Below are 24,306 nucleotides of genomic sequence, written 5' to 3'. Positions count from 1 at the left end.
TAGAATGAGAAAATAAATTTTTAAAGGAAATAAAAATTCTATAATTAAAAAATTTATGGAGTTTTTAAGGCTATGAAACGAATGAAGTTTGAATAAAAGACTAATTAAATTTATTGATCCATAGATTTAATCAATAATGTCCGAGTAAAAATACAAGACCGCTTCGCTATAAGAAAAAAGAACAAAGAATAAATATTAACTATCACAAAATAAGTAGCTTAAAAATACAATATTTCAAAAACCCTCTTTTTATGCATTTCTATTAATAGTAAGCGTCTATTTTAGAAACATCATTTAAACCTTGATATAAGTGGAGTTTTATAAATTTCGTTAACCTTTATCGGACAACAATAAATCGAAATGTAAATTTTGAAATTAGAGGTTTTTGTAAAAAATAAAAGAGGCTGCCTTTTCAGGCAGCCTCTTTTTTAACTTAATTCCCTCAAAATTTCATCATTGCGCTTTGAAGACTATTTTAAAGCAAATATGACAAAATAAAGACATCTAAATAAGGGGAATTTAGCCCTTTCTAATACACTAAAAACAGGGTATATAAGTTCTCTAAAATTATCTCAAAGCAAACCTCAAATACCATAAATTCAACTCATTTTAATGTAAAACTCTTCAAAAAGCACATATTATAGACTATTGAGGAATTAAATCAGCTACGAGGGACTAAAAAAACTGTAACCAATTTATATATCTAATCGTCCATCCATTAAATAACTTATTAATTATGGAAAGACTATATCAAATTATTAAAACATATTTTATAATCCTATTCTTACTGTTTTTATCTTCTTGCAAGACAAGTAATAATTCTACAAATAAAAATTTAAGGAAGTTCCACAGAGAACATCCTGATTTATCATCAAAACTTGAAGCGCAAGTAAAAAACATTTATAAAGAAAAAAGATTACTTGGAGATTTTATTTTTGCAATAGTTGATGAAAATGGATTGGCATATTCATTCACTATAAATGACACTGTTTTAAGCGATAAAAAATCATCTTTTAACAACGATTCTCCAATCTATATTGCCTCTAGCACGAAAGCCTTTACAGGAACACTACTCAAAATATTAGAACAGAAAAAGATCCTCAGTTTAAACAAATCTCTTAATAATTACCTTCCGGAGTTAAATTATAAGGACAGTGTAGATACAAAGAAAATCTCCATTAAAAGTCTTTTAAATCACACACACGGCACATTTAGCACAAGTATGGCTTGGAAAACAGCTTTTTTAGGCTACAGCGGAAAGAACGAAGAATTAATACACGATTTAAACACCGACTTTCTTTATGACAAGTCTAGGGAATTTAGATATTCTAATGTTGGCCCAATCATAGCAGGGATAGTACTAGAAAAAGTAACTGGGAAAACATGGAAATCTGAGATGAAAAATTATGTTTTCGATCCCTTAAAAATGAAAAATACAAGTGCTTATGTAAGTAACTACCACTTAAAAAACATCTATCCATCTCTTACCGTCTCCAAAGAAAGAGGTCTCATTAAAAAAGGTTTTTATAAAGAAGACATTACAATGCATGCTGCAGGGGGCATAATTTCTACTATAAATGATCTATCAAAATGGTTAAGCGCAAACATTAGAGAAGACACTATTATACTGAATAAAAATTCTTGGCTAGACCTCCATAATCCGACTACCAGTCAGAATAAAAAATATTTTACATACCATCGAACTGACTATAGCCTAGGATGGGATATAGCAGAATATCAGAAAGAAAAAATACTAACCCGTTTTGGAAATTTGGCAGGAATAAGCTTCCATATGTCATTTATGCAAAAGAAAAAAATAGGTGTTATTGCGTTTTCAAATGACAACAGAGCCTACTTATTACCGCACCTAATGGCAAATTACGCTTATAACTTGTTAAATGAATTACCAGCAGACAGTATTTTTTTAAGTGAAAAGCTAAAGTTTGATCAAAGTTTCAAAAAAGAGAATGAAATTACATACCCCAAAAATTCGCAACTCTTAACAGAAAACGACACCATAAATAAAATAGTAGGAATCTATAAAAACACAGAAAATTGGCCAACCATTTCTATTGATAAAAAAGACAATTACTACTTATTTAAGTGGGGAATCCTAAGTGGGAAAATTTACAGAAAAGAAGAAGGTGGATACCTATGTAATTTAGGAGTTTTTACAAGAGATTTTGAAATTAACAATGAGACACTTTCAACAGGATCTTTGATATACAAAAAAGTAGCGCTATAAAACTGCATTCATAAACAGATACAACTCAATAGCACTATTGAAACTATATAAAAACACCGTTACTTAAGTACGTTTCCAGAAAAAAGGAGAAAATAAAATAAGTACGGTAAATAACTCGAGTCTTCCTAAAAGCATTAAAAAAGAACACCACCATTTACCAAGCATGGGTAGGGAATCGTAATTTGTTAACGGATGCAATGAACCTAATGCAGGACCAATGTTTCCTAAAGAAGAAGCTGCACCTCCAATAGCCGATTCAAAATCCAACCCTAGAGCTCCTAATACTACTGCTCCAGTAATAAATAACAACATATAGATTATAAAAAACCCAAGGATATTATAAATGATATTTTCTGAAACAGTTTTCCCATTATATCGAACAGGAATTATTGCGTTAGGGTGCAAGGTTCGTTTAAACTCCAGCAATCCATTTTTAATCATTAATAAATGTCGTACTACTTTCACTCCCCCAGCAGTTGATCCAGCGGACCCACCTACAAACATCAATCCGAAAAAAACGATTGTCAGAAATGGAGTCCAACTAGTATAGTCTGCAGTAACAAAACCTGTAGTTGTAATTACAGAAATAACCTGAAAAAGAGCATGCCTCAAAGAACTCTCAGCAGCCCCTAAAACCATTGGATGGTATTCGCTTACTGGCACATTTGCCTTAAAATAAATTACAAGTGCAGCCACAACACTCACACAGAACACCAATAGACCATAAAATCTAAATTCGTAATCGTTAATTACTTTTTGAACCTTTCCTTTAAACGCAAAATAGCTCAGTACAAAATTTGCACCTGCCACAAACATAAAAAAGATAACAATATATTGAATAAGCGGATTATCATTCCAATAAGCTAAACTTGCATTTTTTGTTGAAAAACCTCCTGTAGACAACGTAGCCATAGCATGATTTATAGCATCAAAAAAACTCATCCCAGCCAGTTTTAAAAGTAAAGTTTCTGCCAATGTATATCCTACATAAATAAACCACAAACGTTTGGCTGTATCTGTAATCCTAGGATGCAACTTATCGGCACTAGGCCCAGGAGCTTCGGCTGCGAATAACTGCATCCCTCCAATTCCTAATAATGGTAATATTGCAATGGCAAGTACAATAATTCCCATTCCACCAATCCAATGTGTTGTACTTCGCCAAAAAAGAATACCTTCCGGAAGCACTTCAATATCATTTAATATGGAGGCTCCTGTGGTAGTGTAACCACTCATTGTTTCAAAAAAAGCATTTGTAACAGACGGAATTGAGCCTGTAAACAAGTAAGGCAACATTCCAGAAATTGTCATAAAAACCCATCCAAAAGAAACAATCATGTATCCTTCACGTTTTTTTATTTCTTTCTTATGATTTTTAGTACCGTACATCAATAAAATCCCTACAAAAATTGTAGTGATTCCTGCAAAACTAATCTCCAGAGTAGCGCCATCATTATAAAGACCACTAACAATAGCTGAAAGTATCATAAAACCACCATTACAAAGTAATAGCAACCCCATGAAGTGAAAGATTATTTTAGAATTTAGTCTTTTCATGAATTTTAAAGAAAAAGTTTTTCAACTCTAGAAATCGATCTTGGCAAGCAACATACTACTACTCTATCTCCAGCTTTGATTTCAAAGTCTCCGAGAGCAATAATACCTTCCCCATCTCTAATAACACCACCTATAATTGCAGAACGTGGGAAATCGACATCTTTTATTACTTTACCAGTTACATTAGAAGTTGGCTTTACAATAAACTCTAGCATTTCTGCATTTAGATTATTCAATTTGGTTAAAGCTACTACTTCTCCTTTTCTAATATGGCGAAATATATTATTTGCTGCTAGTAATTTTTTATTAATAAGGGTATCTATTCCAATGGATTGAGAAAGCTGGAAATAATCCATGTTTTCAACCAAAGCAATTGTCTTCTTAATGTTTTTTGATTTTGCCATTAAGCAAGACATTATATTTGTTTCAGAATTTCCTGTAACTGCAATAAAAGCATCCATTTCGCTAATATCTTCTTCCTCCAAAAGATCTACATTCCTTCCATCTCCGTTAATTATTAATGCATTCGGAAGATCATCGGCTAAATCGAAGGCTTTACTTTTATCTTTCTCTATTAACTTCACTCTAAATTTACTACTACAAAGGTCTCGAGCAGTTTTAAATCCAATTTTACTTCCCCCAAGAATCATTACATTCTTTATTTCTTCCCTCGTTTTTCCAGTAAGTTTATAAAGCTCATCCACCCCCTCTTTTAAGGTAACAAAATATGCTTGATCTCCCTCTTTAAAAACAGTATCTCCACGAGGAATTAATGTGTATTGGGTTCCAAAACGCTGTATAGCAATTGGAACAAAATGTAATTCTGGAAAAATCCCTGCCGCTTCTTGCACAGATTTACCTACAAAAGGAGCGGTACGCTGCAAAGAAGTTCCAACCATAATTAACGCGCCATCTTCAAACTCATAACTATCGTTAAATGCAGATTGGTCTAATAATAATTGTATCTCTTCGGAAGCCAATTTTTCAGGAGAAATTACTTCATCAATTCCAAGCGTATTAAATTTTATCTCCTCCTTATAGCGGATAAATTCAGTGTTAGAAATTCTGGCAATTGTTCGTTTACATCCCAATTGCTTTGCCAACAAACAAAGTGTAATATTTGTAGTTTCAGAAGCGGTAACTCCAATCATTAAATCTGAAGAATCTACTCTTGCTTCTTTTAAAACACTAACAGAAGTTGCGTCTCCCCTCAATACCTTAATATCTAAATGCGTGTCTGCATAATTCAGACTCTCCTTATCATTATCTATTAAGGTTATATCTTGAGATTCATAAGAAAGAAGTTTTGCTAAGTGAAATCCTACTTCGCCAGCACCTGCAATTATTATTTTCATCTGTTTATATTTATTAATTTCTCAATCTTCAGATAAAATACCCTTTTCATAATAATGGCTGGATTAGATACTTTTAGTGAGTATTTCATAGATTTACGCAAACTCTTAAAATACAAATATATATTAAATATAATTACTCACGAAGATTATTAACCTCAGATAAATACCTCAATATTGATAGACTTTTTTGTGTAAGAATACCTTACTTTCAAAAAGCAAAAAAGGGATTTTAAATCTCGCTTAGCGAGTAAATTCAATTTAAATCGACCAGATAAAATCTAAGTATTATATTTACCAAAATTTTGTAGATGGAGAAGAAAGTAACGCCTTATAAGGATTCTGAATTAGGAAAAAAACAACAGGTTACCCAAATGTTTGATACCATTTCTGGAAAGTATGATGGATTGAATAGAGTAATCTCTTTTGGTATTGATATAAAATGGAGAGAAAAAGTAGTGAGTTTAGTAAACAACACTAAGCCAAAAAATATTCTCGACATAGCCACAGGAACTGGAGATCTTGCCATAAATATGGCTTTAAAAACAGCTGCTGAAAAAATTACTGGATTAGATATTTCTCCTGGAATGCTTGAGGTAGGCAAACAAAAAATTGCCAACAAAAAGCTGTCTAATAAAATAGATATGGTAATTGGAGATAGCGAGTCTTTACCTTTTGACGATAATTCTTTTGATGCAATAACTGTTGCTTTTGGTGTAAGAAATTTTGAAGACCTTGAAAAAGGACTTTCAGAGATTTATAGGGTATTAAAAAAGGGAGGGATTTTTGTTGTATTAGAAACTTCAAACCCTACAAAACCACCTTACAAACAAGGATACAATATTTACACCAGAACCATCTTACCTACTATTGGAAGATTGTTTTCTAAAGACCGTTCTGCCTATGCATATTTATCGGAATCGGCCTCTGTTTTTCCTTTTGGAGAAAAGTTCAACAATATTTTACGCAAAATTGGGTTTATTAATGTAGATGATAAACCGCAAACCTTTGGAGTTGCAACCATTTATGAAGCTTATAAATAAGAGACCTTAACCTTGACTAACTTAACCTGTAAAATGAAAAACACCTTATTTTTTATAACAGTTTTACTGTGTTGCTACCAGCCAATCTTCGCTCAATTTAATGAAGACCCCATTCTTAATTTAGAAAACGAAGACAAAAAGCGACTCAATTGGGGGTATTTTTTAGGCTTTAATCAATACGATTTTAAGTTTGATTATAAAGAATATGATGAATCTCAATACAAAACAGACGTTTTAGTTGGTAAAAGCATCGGTTTTAACGTAGGACTTATTGGAGAATTAAGAATTAATGATTATTTCGATATCCGTTTAGAACCTGGTCTTTATTACACTCAAAGAGATTTGCTTTTTCCAGGGTTTGCAGATGAAAATGACGCCATCCGAGAAGTAAAATCTACTTATATACACGTGCCTTTATTGATTAAAGCAAGTACTAAAAGATTAGGAAATTTTAAACCTTTTGTGGTTGGTGGAGTTTCTACTTCTTTAAATTTAAGCAGCAGTGAAGATAGCGCTGAAGACAATAGTACTGGAACTTTTAGAATGAAAAAGACTACGTATTATTATGAACTAGGTTTCGGTATCGATTTCTACTTACGTTATTTTAAATTCTCTCCTTCTATTCGTGGTGTTTTTGCTTTAACTGATGAATTAATTCAAGACAATCCGAGTACAAATGCTGTCGATCCAAATTGGACTTCAAACATAAACCATATGTACTCAAGGGGTGTTTTTATTAATTTTACTTTTGAATAGTTTAAAGTTTGTAAAGTAAAAAAGTTAATGAGTTAAAAGAAACAAGAATAAAGAATCAAGACTTTTTTTGTCTCTTGGCTCTTGATTATAAATTACACGTTGTTACCGAGTTTTAGAAGAAAAAACTGCTTACTGAGCTCTGCCTACTGAACACTTCTTCTTTATTGAAGGATTGAAGGATTGAAAAATTTTATTACTTTGCTTCTTTGAGTTAAAAGTAAAAAAGTTAAAGAAATCAAGAATCAAGAACAAAGATTTTTCTTCTAACTTCGGACTTCTGTCTTCTGTCTTCTTTATTAAAAGATTGAAAGATTGAAGGATTAAAAAAAATTATTACTTATATTACTTTGCCTCTTTAAATCTTTGCCAATTTGAGTTAAAAGTAAAAAAGTTAAAGGAAACAAGAATTAAAGAATCAAGAACAAAGATTTTCTTCTAACTTCGGACTCCCGACTTCAGTCTTCTTTTTTATTTTCAAATTAGAACATTCACAAATTTAAAACTTACAGCTAACCGAATACTTATAACAGGTTTTTATTCTTAAACAATTCAATTTTTCAATCCTTAAATTGTTCAATCTTTTAATTTCTCAATCCTTCAATCACTAAAATCGTCGTTTAAACTCACTCAACAAAATAGCAGTAGCTGTAGCTACATTTAAACTTTCTGTAGCTTGAATGTCTCCAAAACGAGGAATACTAATTCTATTTTTAATCAGTGATAAAATAGCCTCAGAAATACCATTTGCCTCATTCCCCATTACGAGAACTGCATTTTGAGGCACTTCAGTTTTATATATATTAGCTCCCTCCATAGTGGCGCAAAATACAGCGCGAGTTTCCTTAGTAAGATATTTCTCTAAATCGGTGTAGACCACATTTACTCGGGTTAAAGACCCCATCGTTGCTTGAATAACTTTTGGATTGTAACAATCTACTGTGTTAGCACTGCATACCAACGCAGAGATCCCAAACCAATCGCACATTCTAATAATTGTTCCTAAATTACCAGGGTCGCGGACATCATCTAAAACAAGCGTTAAGCCATCTTCAATAATCTCAGTTGTCTTTTTGGTATAAAAAGTTGCTAAAGCAGGACTTGGAGTTCTTAATGCACTCATTTTTTTTAAGATTCCTTCAGAAACCAAAGTAACTTTTTCGGAAGCTATATTTACTATATTTTCTTCGGAAGCATAAATTTTATGAAGTTTAAAATCAGATTTCAACAATTCATTAATTACTTTTACGCCTTCAGCAATAAAAAGTCCTTCTTTATTTCTGTACTTTTTTTGATGTAAGCTCGTTATAAGTTTTATTTCGCTTTTGCTAACCATCCAAATAATGTATTTTTGACGTTAAATTAATAAATACCCGATTGAGACATTTTTTTGTAAAAATAACAGTATTATTCTTTGTAATACTATTTATAAGTTCTTGTAATGCCATAAAAAGGGTAAAAGATGGTCAATTATTACTTACCAAGAATAGTATTTCTGTAAATAATGAGAAGATTAAGAATGACGAAGTTCAAGGTTTAATCTCCCAAAGACCAAATAATTTAGGGCGATTAGCGCTTTATAATTTAGCACGAGAAAATGCCGACTCTTTTTATACAGCCAGACTTGATAGCAATTTAAACGACATCAATTTTTTCGAAAAAATTATCTCAAAAAAGCAATTAGTACAGGTAGCCGATTATAAAATAAATTTTAATAACTGGCTAAAAAAAACTGGAGAAGCACCCGTAATAGTAGATCCTCTAAAAACTGCTAAATCTGCCGAACGTCTTAATAAATATTACGAAACAAAAGGTTATTTTAATAACGATGTCCGTTTTGAAATAGATACCGCAGGTCAAAAAGAAAAAAGAGCAGAGGTAAATTACAACGTTACTACAGGTCCCACCTATTATTTAGATACTATTACTACTGCCATAGCTTCTAAAGATTTAGATTCTCTTTACAAAAGATACAAACGTTTCTCAAGAATTAGAACCGGACAAAGATTTGACCTTGATAATTTTCAAGCTGAAAAAGAACGTTTAACATCTATTTTTGCTAATAACGGTATCTATAAGTTTCAGCCAAATGCCATTAGTTTTGATATTGAAAGAGATACAACAACAGGCCAAGATTATAAAATGCCTGTTGAAGTTGATATTGATAATAAAACAGAAGGAGATTCTATAAATGGTTTTGAATATAAAATCCACCATATAAAGAAAGTTAATATATATGCCGATTACACTTTTGGCGACAATCAAGATTCTTTACAAACTATTGAAAATGATGGATACACCATCTATTTCAAAAACAAATTAAAATACCGACCAAATGCACTAACCGATGTTATTGCAATACTCCCAGGAAATGTTTATAAAGAATCTGACCGCGCATTAACCTCCAAACAGATAAACAACTTAAAGGTTTTTAAATACCCAAATATTAATTACTCTTATGCAGATAGTACCGATAACAAACTAAATACAGACATTTACCTTGCGCCTAGACCTAGATTTTCTTTAGGTTTTAGCACCGATTTATTACATTCAAACATTCAAGATATTGGAATCTCTTTTAGTACTTCGCTCATTAGTAGAAATATTTTTAGAGGAGCCGAAACTTTAGACATTGCTTTAAGGGGAACTGTAGGTTCTTCATCAGATTTTAAAAATACAAGTAGTAGTTTTTTCAACTTAGCAGAATTTGGAGCCGACATAGGACTAAACTTTCCTCGTATATTTTTCCCTTTTAATACGGATGGTATCATTCCGAAATCTATGTCTCCTGAAACTAGATTTTCTCTTGGAACCACACTTCAAAAAAATATCGGTTTAGACAAACAAACCTTTAACGGAATTTTACGTTACAAGTGGAAACCTACTAATCAGCGTCAAAATATTGTTGAACTATTGAACATTCAATATGTAAAAAACCTAAATACAGATAGATATTATGATGTGTATGATAATAGTTATGGAGATCTAAATGATGTTGCAGATAATTACACACAAGTAGCCGACACTAGTTATTACAATTCCAACGGAAATTTAGTAATTCCAGATGGAACTTCTGGATTTACAAACGATGTGCTCGATGGATCAATTACTACTTCTCAAAGTGATTATAACGAAGTTTCTAGATTAGAAGACAGACGTGATAGACTTACCGCAAATAATTTAATTTTTTCTAGTAATTATACCTATTTCAAAAACAATCGAAGAAATGTAAATGACAATAATTTCTTTCAGTTTAGAGGAAAAATAGAATTTGCTGGAAACCTACTTTCTGCCCTCGCACCAATAGTAGATTTTGAACAAAATGAAGATGGTAAAAATTTAATTTTTGGAGTCCAATATTCACAATATGTAAAAACAGAATTAGATTATATTAAATACTGGCGTTTATCTAGAAGTAATGTTCTTGCTTTTAGAAGCTTTTTAGGAATTGCTATTCCATATGGAAATGCAGATAACATCCCTTTTATCCGAAGTTATTTTGCAGGAGGATCTAACGACAATAGAGCTTGGCAACCATATTCTTTAGGGCCAGGGCGCACAGATAACGTAAACGATTTTAATGAAGCAAACTTAAAAATAGCCTTTAATCTAGAATATCGATTTAATTTAATAGGCGATTTTAAAGGAGCTCTTTTTGCCGATGCAGGAAATATTTGGAACTTTTTAGATAACGTAGATGAAGAAGAAGCTGTTTTTGAAGATTTTAAATCTCTAAAAGAAATTGCATTAGGAACAGGATTTGGACTTCGGTACGATTTTAATTTCTTTGTTTTGCGTTTTGATATTGGATTTAAAACATACGATCCATCATATAATCAAGGTAAGAGATGGTTTACAGATTACAACTTTGGTAATGCAGTATATAATATTGGTATTAATTATCCTTTCTAAGAGCGCTAAATTTATTATTTTTGCAAACGCATTACATAAAACAACTAAATATAAATTTGAAACTAAAATTTTATGAGTCATAACATTAAACCAGGTGTAGCCACAGGAGATGAAGTACAAAAAATCTTTAACTATGCCAAAGAAAAAGGATTCGCACTTCCTGCAGTTAACGTAATAGGTAGTAGCACTATCAACGCTGTATTAGAAACAGCAGCAGATTTAAATGCTCCTGTTATTATTCAATTTTCAAATGGTGGCGCACAGTTTAATGCTGGAAAAGGACTTTCTAACGACGGTCAACAAGCTGCTGTTGCCGGAGCTGTTGCTGGAGCAAAACATGTACATGAACTAGCTGTAAAATATGGAGTTCCTGTAATTCTTCATACCGACCATTGTGCTAAAAAATTGTTGCCATGGGTTGATGGAATGCTAGATGCAAGTGAAAAACACTTTGCTGAAACTGGAAAACCTCTTTTTAGCTCACATATGATTGACCTTTCTGAAGAAGACATCAAAGACAACATCGAAACATGTTGTGGATATCTTCAAAGAATGGAGAAAATGGGAATGACATTAGAAATTGAACTAGGTATAACTGGTGGTGAAGAAGATGGTGTTGATAATACAGATGTAGACGATTCTAAATTATATACACAACCAGAAGAAGTAGCATTTGCTTATGAAGAACTATCAAAAGTATCTTCTAGATTTACTATTGCAGCTGCTTTTGGAAATGTACATGGAGTTTACAAACCAGGAAACGTAAAACTTACACCAAAAATCTTAAAAAATTCTCAAGAATACATTTCTAAAGAGTACAACGTACCAGCAAATACCATTGATTTTGTATTCCATGGAGGATCTGGATCTACTGTAGAAGAAATTAGAGAAGCAATAGGTTACGGAGTTATTAAAATGAATATTGACACCGACCTTCAATATGCATATTTAGAAGGAATTAGAGATTACATGGGTGCTAAAGCAGATTATTTAGCAGCTCAAATTGGTAATCCTGATGGTGATGATGCTCCAAATAAAAAGCATTACGACCCAAGAGTTTGGATTCGTGAAGGTGAAAAAACTTTCATTACCAGACTTAAAAAAGCTTTTGAAGATTTAAACAACGTTAATACGTTATAATAAACTGATTGCCTCCAGCGAATTTTTTTTTTCTCTGGAGGCTTTCTTATATATCTCGGCATTTACGAGATACTGATAGGAAAAACTATTTAACTCATTCCGATGTAAAGTATCGAGAAATTAAACTCGATAAGGGATTAAATTATACTAAGAATATGGCTTGGTTCAAAAGAAAAGAAAAAGGTATACAAACCACTACCCAAGAAAAAAAAGATACCCCCAAAGGACTGTGGTATAAATCGCCAACAGGAAAAATTGTAGAAGCAGATGAGCTTGCTAAGAACTTCTACGTTAGTCCAGAAGACGATTACCATGTTCGGATTGGTAGTAAAGAGTATTTTTCAATTTTATTTGATGACAATAAGTTTAAAGAATTAGATCCTAATTTAGAATCTAAAGACCCTTTAAGTTTTGTTGACACCAAAAAATATTCAGATAGATTAAAACAAGCGCAAGAAAAAACAGCATTAAAAGATGCCGTTCGAACTGCGGTTGGAAAATCTAAAGGAAAAGAATTAGTAATTGCTTGTATGGATTTTGCCTTTATTGGTGGTTCTATGGGAAGTGTAGTAGGAGAAAAAATAGCACGAGCTATAGATGATGCTATCAAAAAGAAAGTTCCTTTTGTAATGATATCTAAATCTGGTGGTGCCCGTATGATGGAAGCTGCACTTTCGTTAATGCAGTTGGCAAAGACATCGGCTAAATTAGCGCAACTTTCAGACCTCGGTATTCCATATATTTCGCTTTGTACAGACCCAACTACAGGAGGTACAACAGCATCATACGCAATGCTTGGAGACATTAACATTGCAGAACCAGGTGCCTTAATTGGTTTTGCTGGACCACGAGTTGTTAAAGAAGCTACTGGAAAAGATTTACCAGAAAACTTTCAAACTTCAGAATTCTTATTAGAACATGGTTTTTTAGATTTTATTACACACCGTAGAGATCTAAAAAGTAAGATCAATCAATATATCGATCTTATTTTAAACCAACCGATGAGAGCGTAAAAACTTATTTATATCGCATAAAAAATCCGTAACATTTTAAATGCTACGGATTTTTATTTTTAGAAATTTCTATACTCCTATTTTTTTAATGTAATCTCTGTTGTATTTCCTTCAGGATCGCTATACATTGCTTTATCATCACAGGTGCCATCTCCAAAATCTACTTCGGCACTTGCTTCATCTTTAGAAAGTGTAAGTACTCCACTCACAATATAGTTACAAGACAGTTCTGCTCTTAGAGGCGTAGTAATTTCACTTGTATAAGTAACTCCATCTTTATTAATAACAGTGGTAGTTCCTGTAACTAAAAAAGCACTATTACCCCATTCGCCATCATCAAAACCTTCAATCCACTCTCTTGTTTTTTCAGAATTTACTTGCATAGTAGATTCATCTTCCCAAAGAAGTGTTATTTCTGAAGCCACCATAGTCTTTGGATTTTCATCATCCGCAAAAGTATGTTGATATGTTTTACTACCATTTACAGTAACACTATCTATAGTAAAACTTTCAAACTTAACTTCAGAATTACGCGTAAAAGAAGTAGAATCTGAAACATTGGATTTTGTCATGGTCAACATTCCCGCAATATTTCTCCCGTCTGGCATTTCACAACCTTGTCCAAAATCTAGTGTAATCATAAAATTATCACCACTAGCTTCCGTAGAAATAGTGTAACAATCTGGTAGCCATCCTTTAGAACTTATTGAAGTTTGTTTGTTAGAAGAGCTTCCTAAATCGGAAACTACCATATAATCAACAATATCATCAACTTCATCAGAAACTTGTGTAGCTTCCATACTTGTTTTAACCTCTTGAACAGTTAACGCTTCGGTTGGAGAACCATCTATTGATTCATTAGAATCATCATCATTACAAGAAACAATTAAGATAGTAGTAGGGATCAGCATCATTAATAAATTTCTTGAGATTAGTTTCATAATATAATATGTTTATAATTAATAAATTAGCTATATTTTAGCCGTTAAATAATCTACCATAAAAAACGCTAGATAATAAAATTTATTGTTATCTTTGCGCCCACTGATAGAAAATCTATCAAATACATAAGAATCATTTAAATAATATTGGCATGTATTTAGCTAAAGAAGTAAAAGCAGACATATTTAAACAATATGGTGGTGATGCTAAAAACACCGGATCTGCAGAAGGACAAATTGCTTTGTTCACACACAGAATTAATCATTTAACTGGACACTTAAAAAACAATCGTAAAGATTTCAATACAGAGCGTTCATTAGTTATGCTAGTAGGTAAAAGAAGAAGCTTACTAGATTATTTGAAGAAGAAAGATATTACAAGATATCGTGCTATCATCAAAGAATTAGGATTAAGAAAGTAAGATATAAGGGAGCAAATTTGCTCCCTTTTTTTATTTAAACGAATAAAAAAAAGACGAGGTAACTAGCGTAAATTATCTGAATTATAATTTCTTACAGATAATCGAACTATAATTATTACCTTTAGCATTTATAAGCAAATAGTATCTAAATAGATTCTATTTGGGTGAAAACCAAAAACAATCCCCTTTTAAGGGATAAAAAAGCTTAAAATTAATAGTTTTTCATTGGGTAACAACAACTACAACAACACAACTACTTCCGCAATAACTGTGGAAACCCTATGTTTAACTCCTACATATGTAGGTAAATTAAAAATTATATGATTCCTGAAGTAAAAAGAGAAATTATTGATTTAGGAGATGGTAGAACTATCTCTCTAGAAACGGGAAAATTAGCAAAACAAGCACACGGAAGTGTTGTAGTACAATCTGGAAAATGTATGTTATTATGTACAGTTGTTTCCAATTACAAACAATCGGATGTAGACTTTTTACCATTAACAGTAGATTACAGAGAAAAATTTGCTGCTGCTGGTCGTTATCCTGGTGGATTCTTCAAAAGAGAAGCAAGACCAAGTGACGGAGAAGTATTAACAATGCGTTTAGTAGACCGTGTATTACGTCCTTTGTTCCCAAAAGATTACCACGCTGAAACTCAGGTGATGGTACAATTAATGTCGCATGACGAAGATGTTATGCCAGATGCAATGGCAGGTTTAGCCGCTTCTGCCGCTATTCAATTGTCAGATTTACCATTCGAATGTCCAATTTCTGAAGTTAGAGTTGGCCGTGTAAATGGTGAATTTGTTATCAACCCAACAAGAGCACAGTTATTAGAATCTGATATCGATATGATGATTGGAGCTTCTGCAGACTCTGTAATGATGGTTGAAGGTGAAATGGATGAGATTTCTGAAGAAGAAATGGCAGACGCAATTAAATTTGCACACGAAGCTATTAAAGTTCAATGTGAAGCTCAAGTAAAATTAGCGGAAGCATTTGGTAAAAAAGAAACTCGTGAATATGAGCCAGAAAGAGAAGATGAAGAATTGGCTAAAAAAATTCATGAATTAGCTTACGAAAAAGTTTATGCAGTAGCAAAAGCAGGATCTTCTAAGCATGAAAGAGGAGCAGCATTTGCTGAAATTAAAGAAGAAATTGTAGCATCTTATTCTGAAGAAGAGCAAGAAGAGTTTGGAGATTTAATTTCTAAATATTACAGCAAAGCAGAAAAAGCGGCTGTAAGAGACTTAACATTAAACGAAGGTTTACGTTTAGATGGACGTAAAACAGACGAGATAAGACCAATTTGGTGTGAAGTAGATTACTTACCATCAACACATGGTTCTGCAATCTTTACTCGTGGAGAAACACAAGCATTAGCAACTGTTACTTTAGGAACAAGTAGAGAAGCAAATCAAATAGATATGCCATCTTATGAAGGAGAAGAGCGTTTCTATTTACACTATAACTTCCCTCCTTTTTCAACTGGAGAAGCACGCCCTATTCGTGGAACTTCTCGTCGTGAAGTTGGTCATGGAAATTTAGCACAACGTGCTTTAAAAGGAATGGTTCCTGAAGATTGCCCTTACACAGTACGTGTAGTATCAGAAGTTTTAGAATCTAACGGTTCTTCTTCTATGGCTACCGTTTGTTCTGGAACAATGGCATTAATGGATGCTGGAGTGCAATTAATAAAACCTGTTTCTGGAATTGCTATGGGATTAATTTCTGATGCTGAATCTGGAAAATATGCTGTATTATCGGATATCCTAGGAGATGAAGATCATTTAGGAGATATGGACTTTAAAGTAACAGGTACTGCAGATGGTATTACTGCTTGCCAAATGGATATTAAAGTAAAAGGTTTAAGCTACGAGATTTTAGTAAAAGCATTGAAACAAGCTCGTAATGGACGTTTACATATTTTAGAGAAACTAACCGACACAATTGCAACTCCAAATGCAGATGTTAAAGGACATGCTCCGAAAATGGTAACTAGACGTATTCCTAATGAATTCATTGGAGCTTTAATTGGTCCAGGAGGAAAAGTAATCCAAGAACTTCAAAAAGAAACAGATACTACTATTGTTATCAATGAAGACCCAGTTACAGAAGAAGGTATCGTTGAAATTTTAGGCGTTGGAAGTGAAGGAATTGATGCCGTAAATGCAAAAATAGATTCTTTATTATTCAAGCCTACAAAAGGTGAAGTATACGAAGTAAAAGTAATTAAAATGTTAGATTTTGGTGCTGTAGTAGAATATACAGCAGCTCCAGGAAACGAAGTACTTTTACATATTTCCGAATTAGCTTGGGAACGTACAGACAATGTTACCGATGTTGTTAATTTAGGAGATGTTTTTGAAGTTAAATATTTTGGAGTAGATCCAAAAACAAGAAAAGAAAAAGTATCTAGAAAAGCCATTCTTCCAAAACCAGAAGGCTACGCAGAAAGACCACCTCGTGAAAGAGATGGAAACCGCGATAATAGATCTAAAGACAATAGAGGCGATAGAAAACCTCGAAGAGATTAAATATTTATTTAATTTTAAAGTGTGGTAAAAAAGTCCGGTATTAATAGTATACCGGACTTTTTTTTGTCAATTTTTAAAGAATTTACAATTAGAAAAGATTCTTATTAAAGAAAAAAATCACTCCAATTCGATAAAAATTCTATATTGCAATCAAATCAACCTAACCTAATAATAAAAAACGTTAACCTACTACTAATAATCTGTTTGATTATATTTTCATGTGATAAAGATCTTGAAGAAGAAATAGACACAATTCCACCCGTTCTTAGTTTTGAAATTGAAGGAGTAAAAAAAGCTGAAACTCCTAATGAGATTCCTATTGTAGGAAATAAAATGGAAATAAATATAAATGCTGATGACGAAAAAGGAATCAGTAAAGTCGAAGCTTATATTAATGATACAAAAGTTGCCGAAGATAAAACAGCTCCATTTAAATTAAGTATCGACTTAAATTCATTCAATTCCATTAAGAAAAGTACAGCCAACAAAGGGGAAGTCTTCTCTTTAAAAATAGTAGCCCAAGACAATAGTGGAAATACAGCTGTTTCTGAGCAAGAAATATATATTGACAATACTTTACCAACAATCTCTAAAGTATCTCTTGAAGAAGGCACTATTTTAAATGGAACAGAAAATACAATCTCTTTTATTGCTGAAGACGACCAAGATATTACAAATTTAGAAGTATTCCTTAATAACGAAACTGTAGAATTTGAAACGCTGGAAGACAATAACTATAGTCTTAACTTTGATTCTACTAAATTTGAAGATGGTGAAAAAACTTTAAAAATAATTGCTGAAGACGCAGCGGAGAATACCACAATTTATGAAGTCAAATTTATAACCGACAACACAGGGCCCGAAATAACTTTTGAAGATATAAAAGAAGAAGATATTGTCATTGAAAACACTGTCATAAAGCCTGCTTTAAAAGACCTATATTCAGAAATAGACAGTGTTCAAATAAAATTGAATGATAGTATCCTTCTAAACAGCGTTGCATCAGAAATCTCATTTGAACTCAACCCAGATGATTATTCCACAGGAGAAAAACAGATTCGTATTACTGCAAAAGATAAACTAGGAAACACATCCGTTAGCACAACAAACTTTAAAATCCACAGAAAACTTATTACTATAAATATTCCTGAAGAAGCATTAAGCAGTACATTTTCGAGATTTTATATTTTTTCATCAAATTATGAAGGAAAAATTCTTGACATAAAAGAGGTCTTAAATAATACCAGATCTATTACATTAACTACAGAAAAGAATATAAACAAAGAAGAGTCTTTCATGCTTACTTTTGCTGCATTATCTTCTGGCTATATTGACTCAAGCTATTTAACAACTTTTCAAGATTTAACCATTAATAACCCATCCGAAGTAAATATAAAAACTCCTAAGAGAGAAATTCAAGAAGCGAGAAAAAGAATACAATCAACGGGAGTAAATTTTGAATCTACCTTAGGGTCAGTTATTAACGTAAATGCATACGGAAGTGATTATAACGGCCAATATTCAAACAACACGAACGAGATGTGGATAGAACTATATGAAAATACACAACAACCAGTATCCTCAAAAATTTATTTTTCATATAGAAACCATAATAACTATAATTATAAATATTTACTCCTAGATAGGGATAGTATTACTGATGATTTCAAATTAGATTATAACCAATTTAAAACAGAAGGTATAGAAAGAAGAACAATAAATGCAGCTGTTTCTAACACCTCTGGAGAACAAAATAGTATGACGCTAGTAATTAATGGATATCTTGATGAAAATGACTTTATAAATAATAAATTTAACATGTTATGGAATTTTGGCGGGAATTTCGATAACTACAATGGATTTAATTATGATTTTAATTCCAATTTTTATAAATACCGCTATGATCTGTCTATCGGAAATTACTTCACTAAAAGTGTGGGAGAACCAAAAGAATTCTACAACATCCCCGCATGGACACTAGATTATACTTTCACCAATAATCAAATAAATATTAATAAAACTGGAGCAGGGCACGCTGTTGGAAACATTTATATCGAAAACAATAATCAATCTCAAGAAGTATATAAATGGAAAATAATTTTTAATAGTCAAAAAAATGAAAAAATAATTTTACCAGAATTACCAAACGAACTAAATACTTGGAATATTAATGATGATTTTCAAAATCAAAATTTAAACATTCAACAGGTAGACATAAGGAAATATCATTCTATAGAAAACTACGATGAATACCTTAATAAATCACTAAAAGAAAATTTAAACAATTCACAAACATCCGACCTCATTGAAGGAATATTTTCCAATCAACATAAAGCATTTTACGATGTGGAGGATTTCTTTTTATTTAAATATTACTAAAAAGTATTCTAAGTCAATCTATACCTAATTAACACCCACATTACCATGGCGTTCCCTTTCGGGCCGGGCTATCCGTTATATCTTTACAAGGAAGTTTCCTTGCAAAGGATGCCACTGCTATCCCTAACGCAGTAGGGTTTGTGCTTTAATATTTATAGAAGAGTCAGAAGTCAGAGCGGCTATATGCTTTAAGCTATATGCAGTAAGCATTAGGCGGTAGGCGGTTTTTTCTTTGTAACATCGTAACTCCATAACAGCATAACTTTTTAATACAAAGAGGTAAAGAGGCAAAGTGGCAAAGGGCAGTAAGCATTAGGCTATAGGCGGTAGGCGGTTTTTTTCTTCAATCTTTCAATTCTTCAATCTTTCAATAAGCAGTAGGTTTTTGGTTTATGGTTTATGGTTTATGGTTTGTAGTTTACAAGATTTTCAAAAGAATAAGAATACTTTTTTTTTGCATTCTTGACTCTTGACTCCTGACTCTTGATTGAAAATGTACGCTTACTGAACATTGAACACTGAATTCTGTCTTCCAATTTCCGACTTCTTTAATCCATCAAAGGTTCAAAGTGGCAAAGAAGCAAAGGGCAGTAAGCATTATGCAGTAGGCGGTAGGCAGTTTTTTTCTTCAATCTTTCAATAAGCAGTAGGTTTTTGGTTTATTGTTTATGGTTTATGGTTTGTAGTTTACAAGATTTTCAAAAGAATAAGAATACTTTTTTTTTTTGCATTCTTGACTCTTGATTCCTGACTCTTGATTGAAAATGTACGCTTACTGAACATTGCATTATGTCTTCCGACTTCCGAATTCTTCAATCCATCAAAGTGGCAAAGGGCAGTAAGCATTATGCGGTAGGCAGTAGGCGATTTTTTCTTTGTAACATCGTAACTCCATAACAGCATAACTTTTTAACTCAAAAGGTTCAAAGGTTCAAAGAAGCTATATGCAGTAAGCATTAGGCGGTAGACGGTAGACGGTTTTTTTCAAAGTGGCAAAGTGATAAAATCCTTCAATCCTTCAATCTTTCAATCCTTCAATCCTTCAATCTTTCAATCCTTCAATTCTTCAATCTTTCAATCTTTCAATTTTCAATGTACTTCCTTAAAAAAAAGGCAAAAAAAATCCTCATCAAATAAATGATGAGGATTCTAAAGAAGGCGGCGACCTACTCTCCCACGAAAACGTAGTACCATCGGCGCTGGCGGGCTTAACTGCTCTGTTCGGAATGGGAAGAGGTGAGCCCCGTCGCTATAACCACCTTAAATCTTAAAGCCTCCCCCAACCCCCTCCCAAAGAGGGGGCTAGGTTAATATTGCCCATTGTCCCTCCCAAAAGAGGAGGTTAGGTGGGGCTTTTAATAAGTTAACATATGGAGATAAAAAAATACTAGATCATAGATTCTAAAAAAAAGAAAGATAGAAGTAAAAAGAGTTTGCGCCCTCTTGCTCTTTGCAAAAGCAAGAGGACTACTGTACATAAGCTTACGGGTTATTAGTACTACTCGGCTATGACATTACTGCCTTTACACCTATAGCCTATCAACGTGATCGTCTCTCACGACCCTTTAAAGAAATCTCATCTTGTGGCGGGTTTCGCGCTTATATGCTTTCAGCGCTTATCCCTTCCCAACATAGCTACGCTGCAGTGCTCCTGGCGGAACAACAGCTACACCAGCGGTTAGTCCAACTCGGTCCTCTCGTACTAGAGTCAGATCCACTCAAATTTCTAACGCCCACTGTAGATAGAGACCGAACTGTCTCACGACGTTCTGAACCCAGCTCGCGTGCCACTTTAATGGGCGAACAGCCCAACCCTTGGGACCTTCTCCAGCCCCAGGATGTGACGAGCCGACATCGAGGTGCCAAACCCCCCCGTCGATGTGAGCTCTTGGGGGAGATCAGCCTGTTATCCCCGGCGTACCTTTTATCCTTTGAGCGATGGCCCTTCCATGCGGAACCACCGGATCACTATGCTCTACTTTCGTACCTGATCGACTTGTAGGTCTCTCAGTCAAGCTCCCTTGTGCCATTGCACTCTACGCACGGTTACCAAGCGTGCTGAGGGAACCTTTAGAAGCCTCCGTTACTCTTTTGGAGGCGACCACCCCAGTCAAACTACCCACCACGCATTGTCCTTCTTAGAAAGAAGTTAGGCTTCAAATAAGTAAAGGGTGGTATTTCAACAATGACTCACACATACCTGGCGATACATGATCAAAGTCTCCCACCTATCCTACACATCACTTATCCAAAGTCAATACGAAGCTATAGTAAAGGTGCACGGGGTCTTTTCGTCCCACAGCGGGTAATCGGCATCTTCACCGATACTACAATTTCACCGAGCTCATGGCCGAGACAGTGTCCAGATCGTTACACCATTCGTGCAGGTCGGAACTTACCCGACAAGGAATTTCGCTACCTTAGGACCGTTATAGTTACGGCCGCCGTTTACTGGGGCTTCAGTTCAATGCGTCGCCGAAGCTAACATCTCCCCTTAACCTTCCAGCACCGGGCAGGTGTCAGGCCCTATACATCATCTTTCGATTTAGCAGAGCCCTGTGTTTTTGATAAACAGTCGCCTGGACCTTTTCACTGCGGCCCTTAATAAATTAAGGGCGACCCTTCTCCCGAAGTTACGGGTCTATTTTGCCTAGTTCCTTAGCCATGAATCTCTCGAGCGCCTTAGAATACTCATCCCAACCACCTGTGTCGGTTTACGGTACAGGTTGCATATATCGCTTTTCTTGGAAGTCGATTCGCTGGATTATCACCGCAGCCGAAGCCTTAGTGTACTATCGGAGTGTTACCAGCTCCTTCAACGTGCTATTCCGTCAGCACGCACCAACTATTCGCCTCCGTCACTTTTATCTATATGCAAGTACAGGAATATTAACCTGTTGTCCATCCACTACCCCCTTCGGGTTCGCGTTAGGCCCTGACTAACCCTCAGCTGATTAGCATAGCTGAGGAAACCTTGGTTTTTCGGCGTGCGGGTTTCTCGCCCGCATTATCGTTACTTATGCCTACATTTTCTTTTCTAAACAGTCCAGCAATCCTCACAGATCACCTTCTACCCAGTTTAGAATGCTCCCCTACCACTTGTACCAAGTACAAATCCATAGCTTCGGTGGTATACTTATGCCCGATTATTATCCATGCTCGATCGCTCGACTAGTGAGCTGTTACGCACTCTTTAAATGAATGGCTGCTTCCAAGCCAACATCCTAGCTGTCTAAGCAATCAAACCGCGTTTTTTCAACTTAGTATACACTTGGGGACCTTAGCTGATGGTCCGGGTTCTTTCCCTTTCGGACATGGACCTTAGCACCCATGCCCTCACTGCCAGTAAACATTTTATAGCATTCGGAGTTTGTCAGGAATTGGTAGGCGGTGAAGCCCCCGCATCCAATCAGTAGCTCTACCTCTATAAAACTATAAACCAACGCTGCACCTAAATGCATTTCGGGGAGTACGAGCTATTTCCGAGTTTGATTGGCCTTTCACCCCTACCCACAGGTCATCCCAAGACTTTTCAACGTCAACGGGTTCGGGCCTCCACTATGTGTTACCACAGCTTCACCCTGCCCATGGGTAGATCACACGGTTTCGCGTCTACTACTACTAACTAAAACGCCCTATTCAGACTCGCTTTCGCTACGGCTGCGTGACTGAATCACTTAACCTCGCTAGTAAAAGTAACTCGTAGGCTCATTATGCAAAAGGCACGCCGTCACCCAAAAAGGGCTCCGACCGCTTGTAAGCGTATGGTTTCAGGATCTTTTTCACTCCCTTATTCAGGGTACTTTTCACCTTTCCCTCACGGTACTGGTTCACTATCGGTCTCTCAGGAGTATTTAGCCTTGGCGGATGGTCCCGCCAGATTCATACAGGGTTTCACGTGCCCCGCACTACTCAGGATACTGCTATCAATAACGGTCTTTACTTATACGGGACTATCACCCTCTATGGTTTGTCTTTCCAAACAATTCTAATTCATAACGCATCAAATATCGCAGTCCTACAACCCCAAAATTGCCGTAACAAGTTTGGTTTGGGCTAATCCGAGTTCGCTCGCCGCTACTATCGGAATCACTGTTGTTTTCTTCTCCTCCGCCTACTTAGATGTTTCAGTTCAGCGGGTTTACCCTCCTTACGGAGTACTATACCTTCAGTATAGTGGGTTGCCCCATTCGGATATCTATGGATCATTGTGTGTGTGCCACTCCCCATAGCTTTTCGCAGCTTATCACGTCCTTCATCGCCTCTGAGAGCCTAGGCATTCCCCATACGCCCTTACATAGCTTATTGTACTTTTTGCTCTTTTATTCTATTCTATTTTTTTTTATATAATCAATCGTGCAATCAATTATATAATAAGATTCTTTTCTCTATAGTCTACTTAAAAGGTATTACTTTACGTAATACTTTCTCGTATCTCTTTATCTCAATATGTCAATGAACGTTTTAAAAAAGCTATAGGCTTTAGGCTATATGCGTTAAGCTTTAAACTTTTTTTTTGAAAACTCAGCCTATAGCATAATGCTTACAGCCTAAAGCTTTCCAAGTGGAGAATATCGGAGTCGAACCGATGACCTCCTGCGTGCAAGGCAGGCGCTCTAGCCAGCTGAGCTAATCCCCCATTCTTTTTGTTTGAATGTTGAATTATGAATGTTGAATTAATTAATTTAAAATTTAAAATTCAAAATTTATAATTCAAATCTTCAACTTCTAGAATTTCCTTCAATATCTAATGAACTTATACTCGTTTGATAACTCTTGTTACCTCCCCAGACTCATTTAGTAGTCTCCTTCCTACGCTTACGCTTCGGTAGGCAGGCGGGCAATCTCCCTTCGACTTGTAGTCTCGGGCAGACTCGAACTGCCGACCTCTACATTATCAGTGTAGCGCTCTAACCAGCTGAGCTACGAGACTGTTTCTTTTTTTTCAATTCGTTGCTCGTTATTTGTTACTCGTTATTAGTATTAAAAACTAACAACTAAAAACTACAAAC

13 protein-coding genes, 2 tRNA genes and 2 rRNA genes are annotated in these 24,306 nt (G+C 34.5%); 9 read left to right on the top strand and 8 right to left on the bottom strand.

Annotation, left to right across the window (positions count from 1 at the left end; translation table 11 throughout):
- Positions 1–736: 736 nt before the first annotated feature.
- Positions 737–2,245, top strand: coding sequence for a serine hydrolase domain-containing protein (locus JOOMADRAFT_RS06770; protein WP_008612157.1), 1,509 nt, complete (start codon positions 737–739; stop codon positions 2,243–2,245).
- Between the two features lie 63 nt (positions 2,246–2,308).
- Here JOOMADRAFT_RS06770 and JOOMADRAFT_RS06765 read toward each other — a convergent pair whose 3' ends face one another.
- Complete coding sequence (locus JOOMADRAFT_RS06765; protein ID WP_245547658.1) at positions 2,309–3,802, bottom strand: TrkH family potassium uptake protein; 1,494 nt, start codon at positions 3,800–3,802, stop codon at positions 2,309–2,311.
- 5 nt (positions 3,803–3,807) lie between these two features.
- Positions 3,808–5,157 carry a Trk system potassium transporter TrkA gene (trkA, locus tag JOOMADRAFT_RS06760; protein ID WP_008612154.1) on the bottom strand — a complete coding sequence of 450 codons (1,350 nt, stop codon included), beginning with the start codon at positions 5,155–5,157 and terminating at the stop codon, positions 3,808–3,810.
- Positions 5,158–5,465: 308 nt separating this feature from the next.
- Between trkA and ubiE the strand changes: the two genes are divergently transcribed.
- Together ubiE and porT are read left to right on the top strand one after the other, a co-directional pair.
- Positions 5,466–6,197: a bifunctional demethylmenaquinone methyltransferase/2-methoxy-6-polyprenyl-1,4-benzoquinol methylase UbiE gene (gene ubiE / locus JOOMADRAFT_RS06755; protein ID WP_008612153.1), complete on the top strand. Its 732-nt coding sequence runs from the start codon at positions 5,466–5,468 to the stop codon at positions 6,195–6,197.
- A 33-nt stretch (positions 6,198–6,230) separates the two neighbouring features.
- The gene (porT, locus tag JOOMADRAFT_RS06750; RefSeq protein WP_008612151.1) at positions 6,231–6,953 is read left to right on the top strand and encodes a type IX secretion/gliding motility protein PorT/SprT; all 723 of its coding nucleotides are present in this window, start codon (positions 6,231–6,233) and stop codon (positions 6,951–6,953) included.
- A 604-nt stretch (positions 6,954–7,557) separates the two neighbouring features.
- On the opposite strand, the gene JOOMADRAFT_RS06745 is transcribed toward porT, so the two are convergent.
- Entirely contained in the window at positions 7,558–8,286 is a 729-nt protein-coding gene (locus tag JOOMADRAFT_RS06745; protein WP_008612149.1) for a TrmH family RNA methyltransferase, read from the bottom strand.
- Positions 8,287–8,327: 41 nt separating this feature from the next.
- On the opposite strand from JOOMADRAFT_RS06745, the gene tamL reads away from it, so the two are divergent.
- The 3 genes from tamL (at position 8,328) to accD (ending at position 13,015) form a co-directional block, all read left to right on the top strand.
- Positions 8,328–10,862 (top strand): translocation and assembly module lipoprotein TamL, encoded by a 2,535-nt coding sequence (gene tamL, locus JOOMADRAFT_RS06740; protein ID WP_008612148.1) that lies wholly within the window; start codon positions 8,328–8,330, stop codon positions 10,860–10,862.
- Between the two features lie 72 nt (positions 10,863–10,934).
- Positions 10,935–12,002, top strand: coding sequence for a class II fructose-bisphosphate aldolase (fbaA, locus tag JOOMADRAFT_RS06735; protein ID WP_008612144.1), 1,068 nt, complete (start codon positions 10,935–10,937; stop codon positions 12,000–12,002).
- A 155-nt stretch (positions 12,003–12,157) separates the two neighbouring features.
- Positions 12,158–13,015, top strand: a complete 858-nt coding sequence (gene accD / locus JOOMADRAFT_RS06730) for an acetyl-CoA carboxylase, carboxyltransferase subunit beta (protein WP_040879963.1) — start codon at positions 12,158–12,160, stop codon at positions 13,013–13,015.
- 77 nt (positions 13,016–13,092) lie between these two features.
- On the opposite strand, the gene JOOMADRAFT_RS06725 is transcribed toward accD, so the two are convergent.
- A complete protein-coding gene (locus JOOMADRAFT_RS06725; RefSeq protein WP_008612142.1) occupies positions 13,093–13,956 on the bottom strand; it encodes a hypothetical protein in 864 nt (287 codons plus the stop codon).
- 152 nt (positions 13,957–14,108) lie between these two features.
- On the opposite strand from JOOMADRAFT_RS06725, the gene rpsO reads away from it, so the two are divergent.
- The 3 genes from rpsO (at position 14,109) to JOOMADRAFT_RS06710 (ending at position 19,294) form a co-directional block, all read left to right on the top strand.
- Positions 14,109–14,378 carry a 30S ribosomal protein S15 gene (gene rpsO, locus JOOMADRAFT_RS06720; RefSeq protein WP_008612139.1) on the top strand — a complete coding sequence of 90 codons (270 nt, stop codon included), beginning with the start codon at positions 14,109–14,111 and terminating at the stop codon, positions 14,376–14,378.
- 320 nt (positions 14,379–14,698) lie between these two features.
- Positions 14,699–16,915: a polyribonucleotide nucleotidyltransferase gene (locus tag JOOMADRAFT_RS06715; RefSeq protein WP_008612138.1), complete on the top strand. Its 2,217-nt coding sequence runs from the start codon at positions 14,699–14,701 to the stop codon at positions 16,913–16,915.
- Between the two features lie 204 nt (positions 16,916–17,119).
- A complete protein-coding gene (locus JOOMADRAFT_RS06710) occupies positions 17,120–19,294 on the top strand; it encodes an Ig-like domain-containing protein (RefSeq protein ID WP_040879593.1) in 2,175 nt (724 codons plus the stop codon).
- A 1,153-nt stretch (positions 19,295–20,447) separates the two neighbouring features.
- On the opposite strand, the gene rrf is transcribed toward JOOMADRAFT_RS06710, so the two are convergent.
- The 4 genes from rrf to JOOMADRAFT_RS06685 form a co-directional block, all read right to left on the bottom strand.
- Positions 20,448–20,557 (bottom strand): 5S ribosomal RNA (rrf, locus tag JOOMADRAFT_RS06700).
- Between the two features lie 210 nt (positions 20,558–20,767).
- Positions 20,768–23,601: ribosomal RNA gene (locus JOOMADRAFT_RS06695) — 23S ribosomal RNA — on the bottom strand.
- Between the two features lie 258 nt (positions 23,602–23,859).
- Positions 23,860–23,933 (bottom strand) — tRNA-Ala (locus tag JOOMADRAFT_RS06690).
- A 220-nt stretch (positions 23,934–24,153) separates the two neighbouring features.
- Positions 24,154–24,227, bottom strand: a tRNA-Ile gene (locus tag JOOMADRAFT_RS06685).
- Positions 24,228–24,306: the final 79 nt, after the last annotated feature.

The sequence above is a fragment of the Galbibacter orientalis DSM 19592 genome, assembly GCF_000260115.1.
In the GTDB taxonomy this organism is placed as follows: domain Bacteria; phylum Bacteroidota; class Bacteroidia; order Flavobacteriales; family Flavobacteriaceae; genus Galbibacter; species Galbibacter orientalis.
This window is presented reverse-complemented; position numbering and strand designations above follow the sequence as displayed.

Excerpts from the sequence above, each read along its gene's own strand:
- rpsO (WP_008612139.1), top strand. The coding sequence starts at position 14,109 with ATGTATTTAGCTAAAGAAGTAAAAGCAGACATATTTAAACAATATGGT.
- JOOMADRAFT_RS06725 (WP_008612142.1), bottom strand. The coding sequence starts at position 13,956 with ATGAAACTAATCTCAAGAAATTTATTAATGATGCTGATCCCTACTACT.
- JOOMADRAFT_RS06770 (WP_008612157.1), top strand. The coding sequence starts at position 737 with ATGGAAAGACTATATCAAATTATTAAAACATATTTTATAATCCTATTC.
- fbaA (WP_008612144.1), top strand. The coding sequence starts at position 10,935 with ATGAGTCATAACATTAAACCAGGTGTAGCCACAGGAGATGAAGTACAA.
- JOOMADRAFT_RS06715 (WP_008612138.1), top strand. The coding sequence starts at position 14,699 with ATGATTCCTGAAGTAAAAAGAGAAATTATTGATTTAGGAGATGGTAGA.
- JOOMADRAFT_RS06765 (WP_245547658.1), bottom strand. The coding sequence starts at position 3,802 with ATGAAAAGACTAAATTCTAAAATAATCTTTCACTTCATGGGGTTGCTA.
- ubiE (WP_008612153.1), top strand. The coding sequence starts at position 5,466 with ATGGAGAAGAAAGTAACGCCTTATAAGGATTCTGAATTAGGAAAAAAA.
- trkA (WP_008612154.1), bottom strand. The coding sequence starts at position 5,157 with ATGAAAATAATAATTGCAGGTGCTGGCGAAGTAGGATTTCACTTAGCA.
- porT (WP_008612151.1), top strand. The coding sequence starts at position 6,231 with ATGAAAAACACCTTATTTTTTATAACAGTTTTACTGTGTTGCTACCAG.
- accD (WP_040879963.1), top strand. The coding sequence starts at position 12,158 with ATGGCTTGGTTCAAAAGAAAAGAAAAAGGTATACAAACCACTACCCAA.
- JOOMADRAFT_RS06745 (WP_008612149.1), bottom strand. The coding sequence starts at position 8,286 with ATGGTTAGCAAAAGCGAAATAAAACTTATAACGAGCTTACATCAAAAA.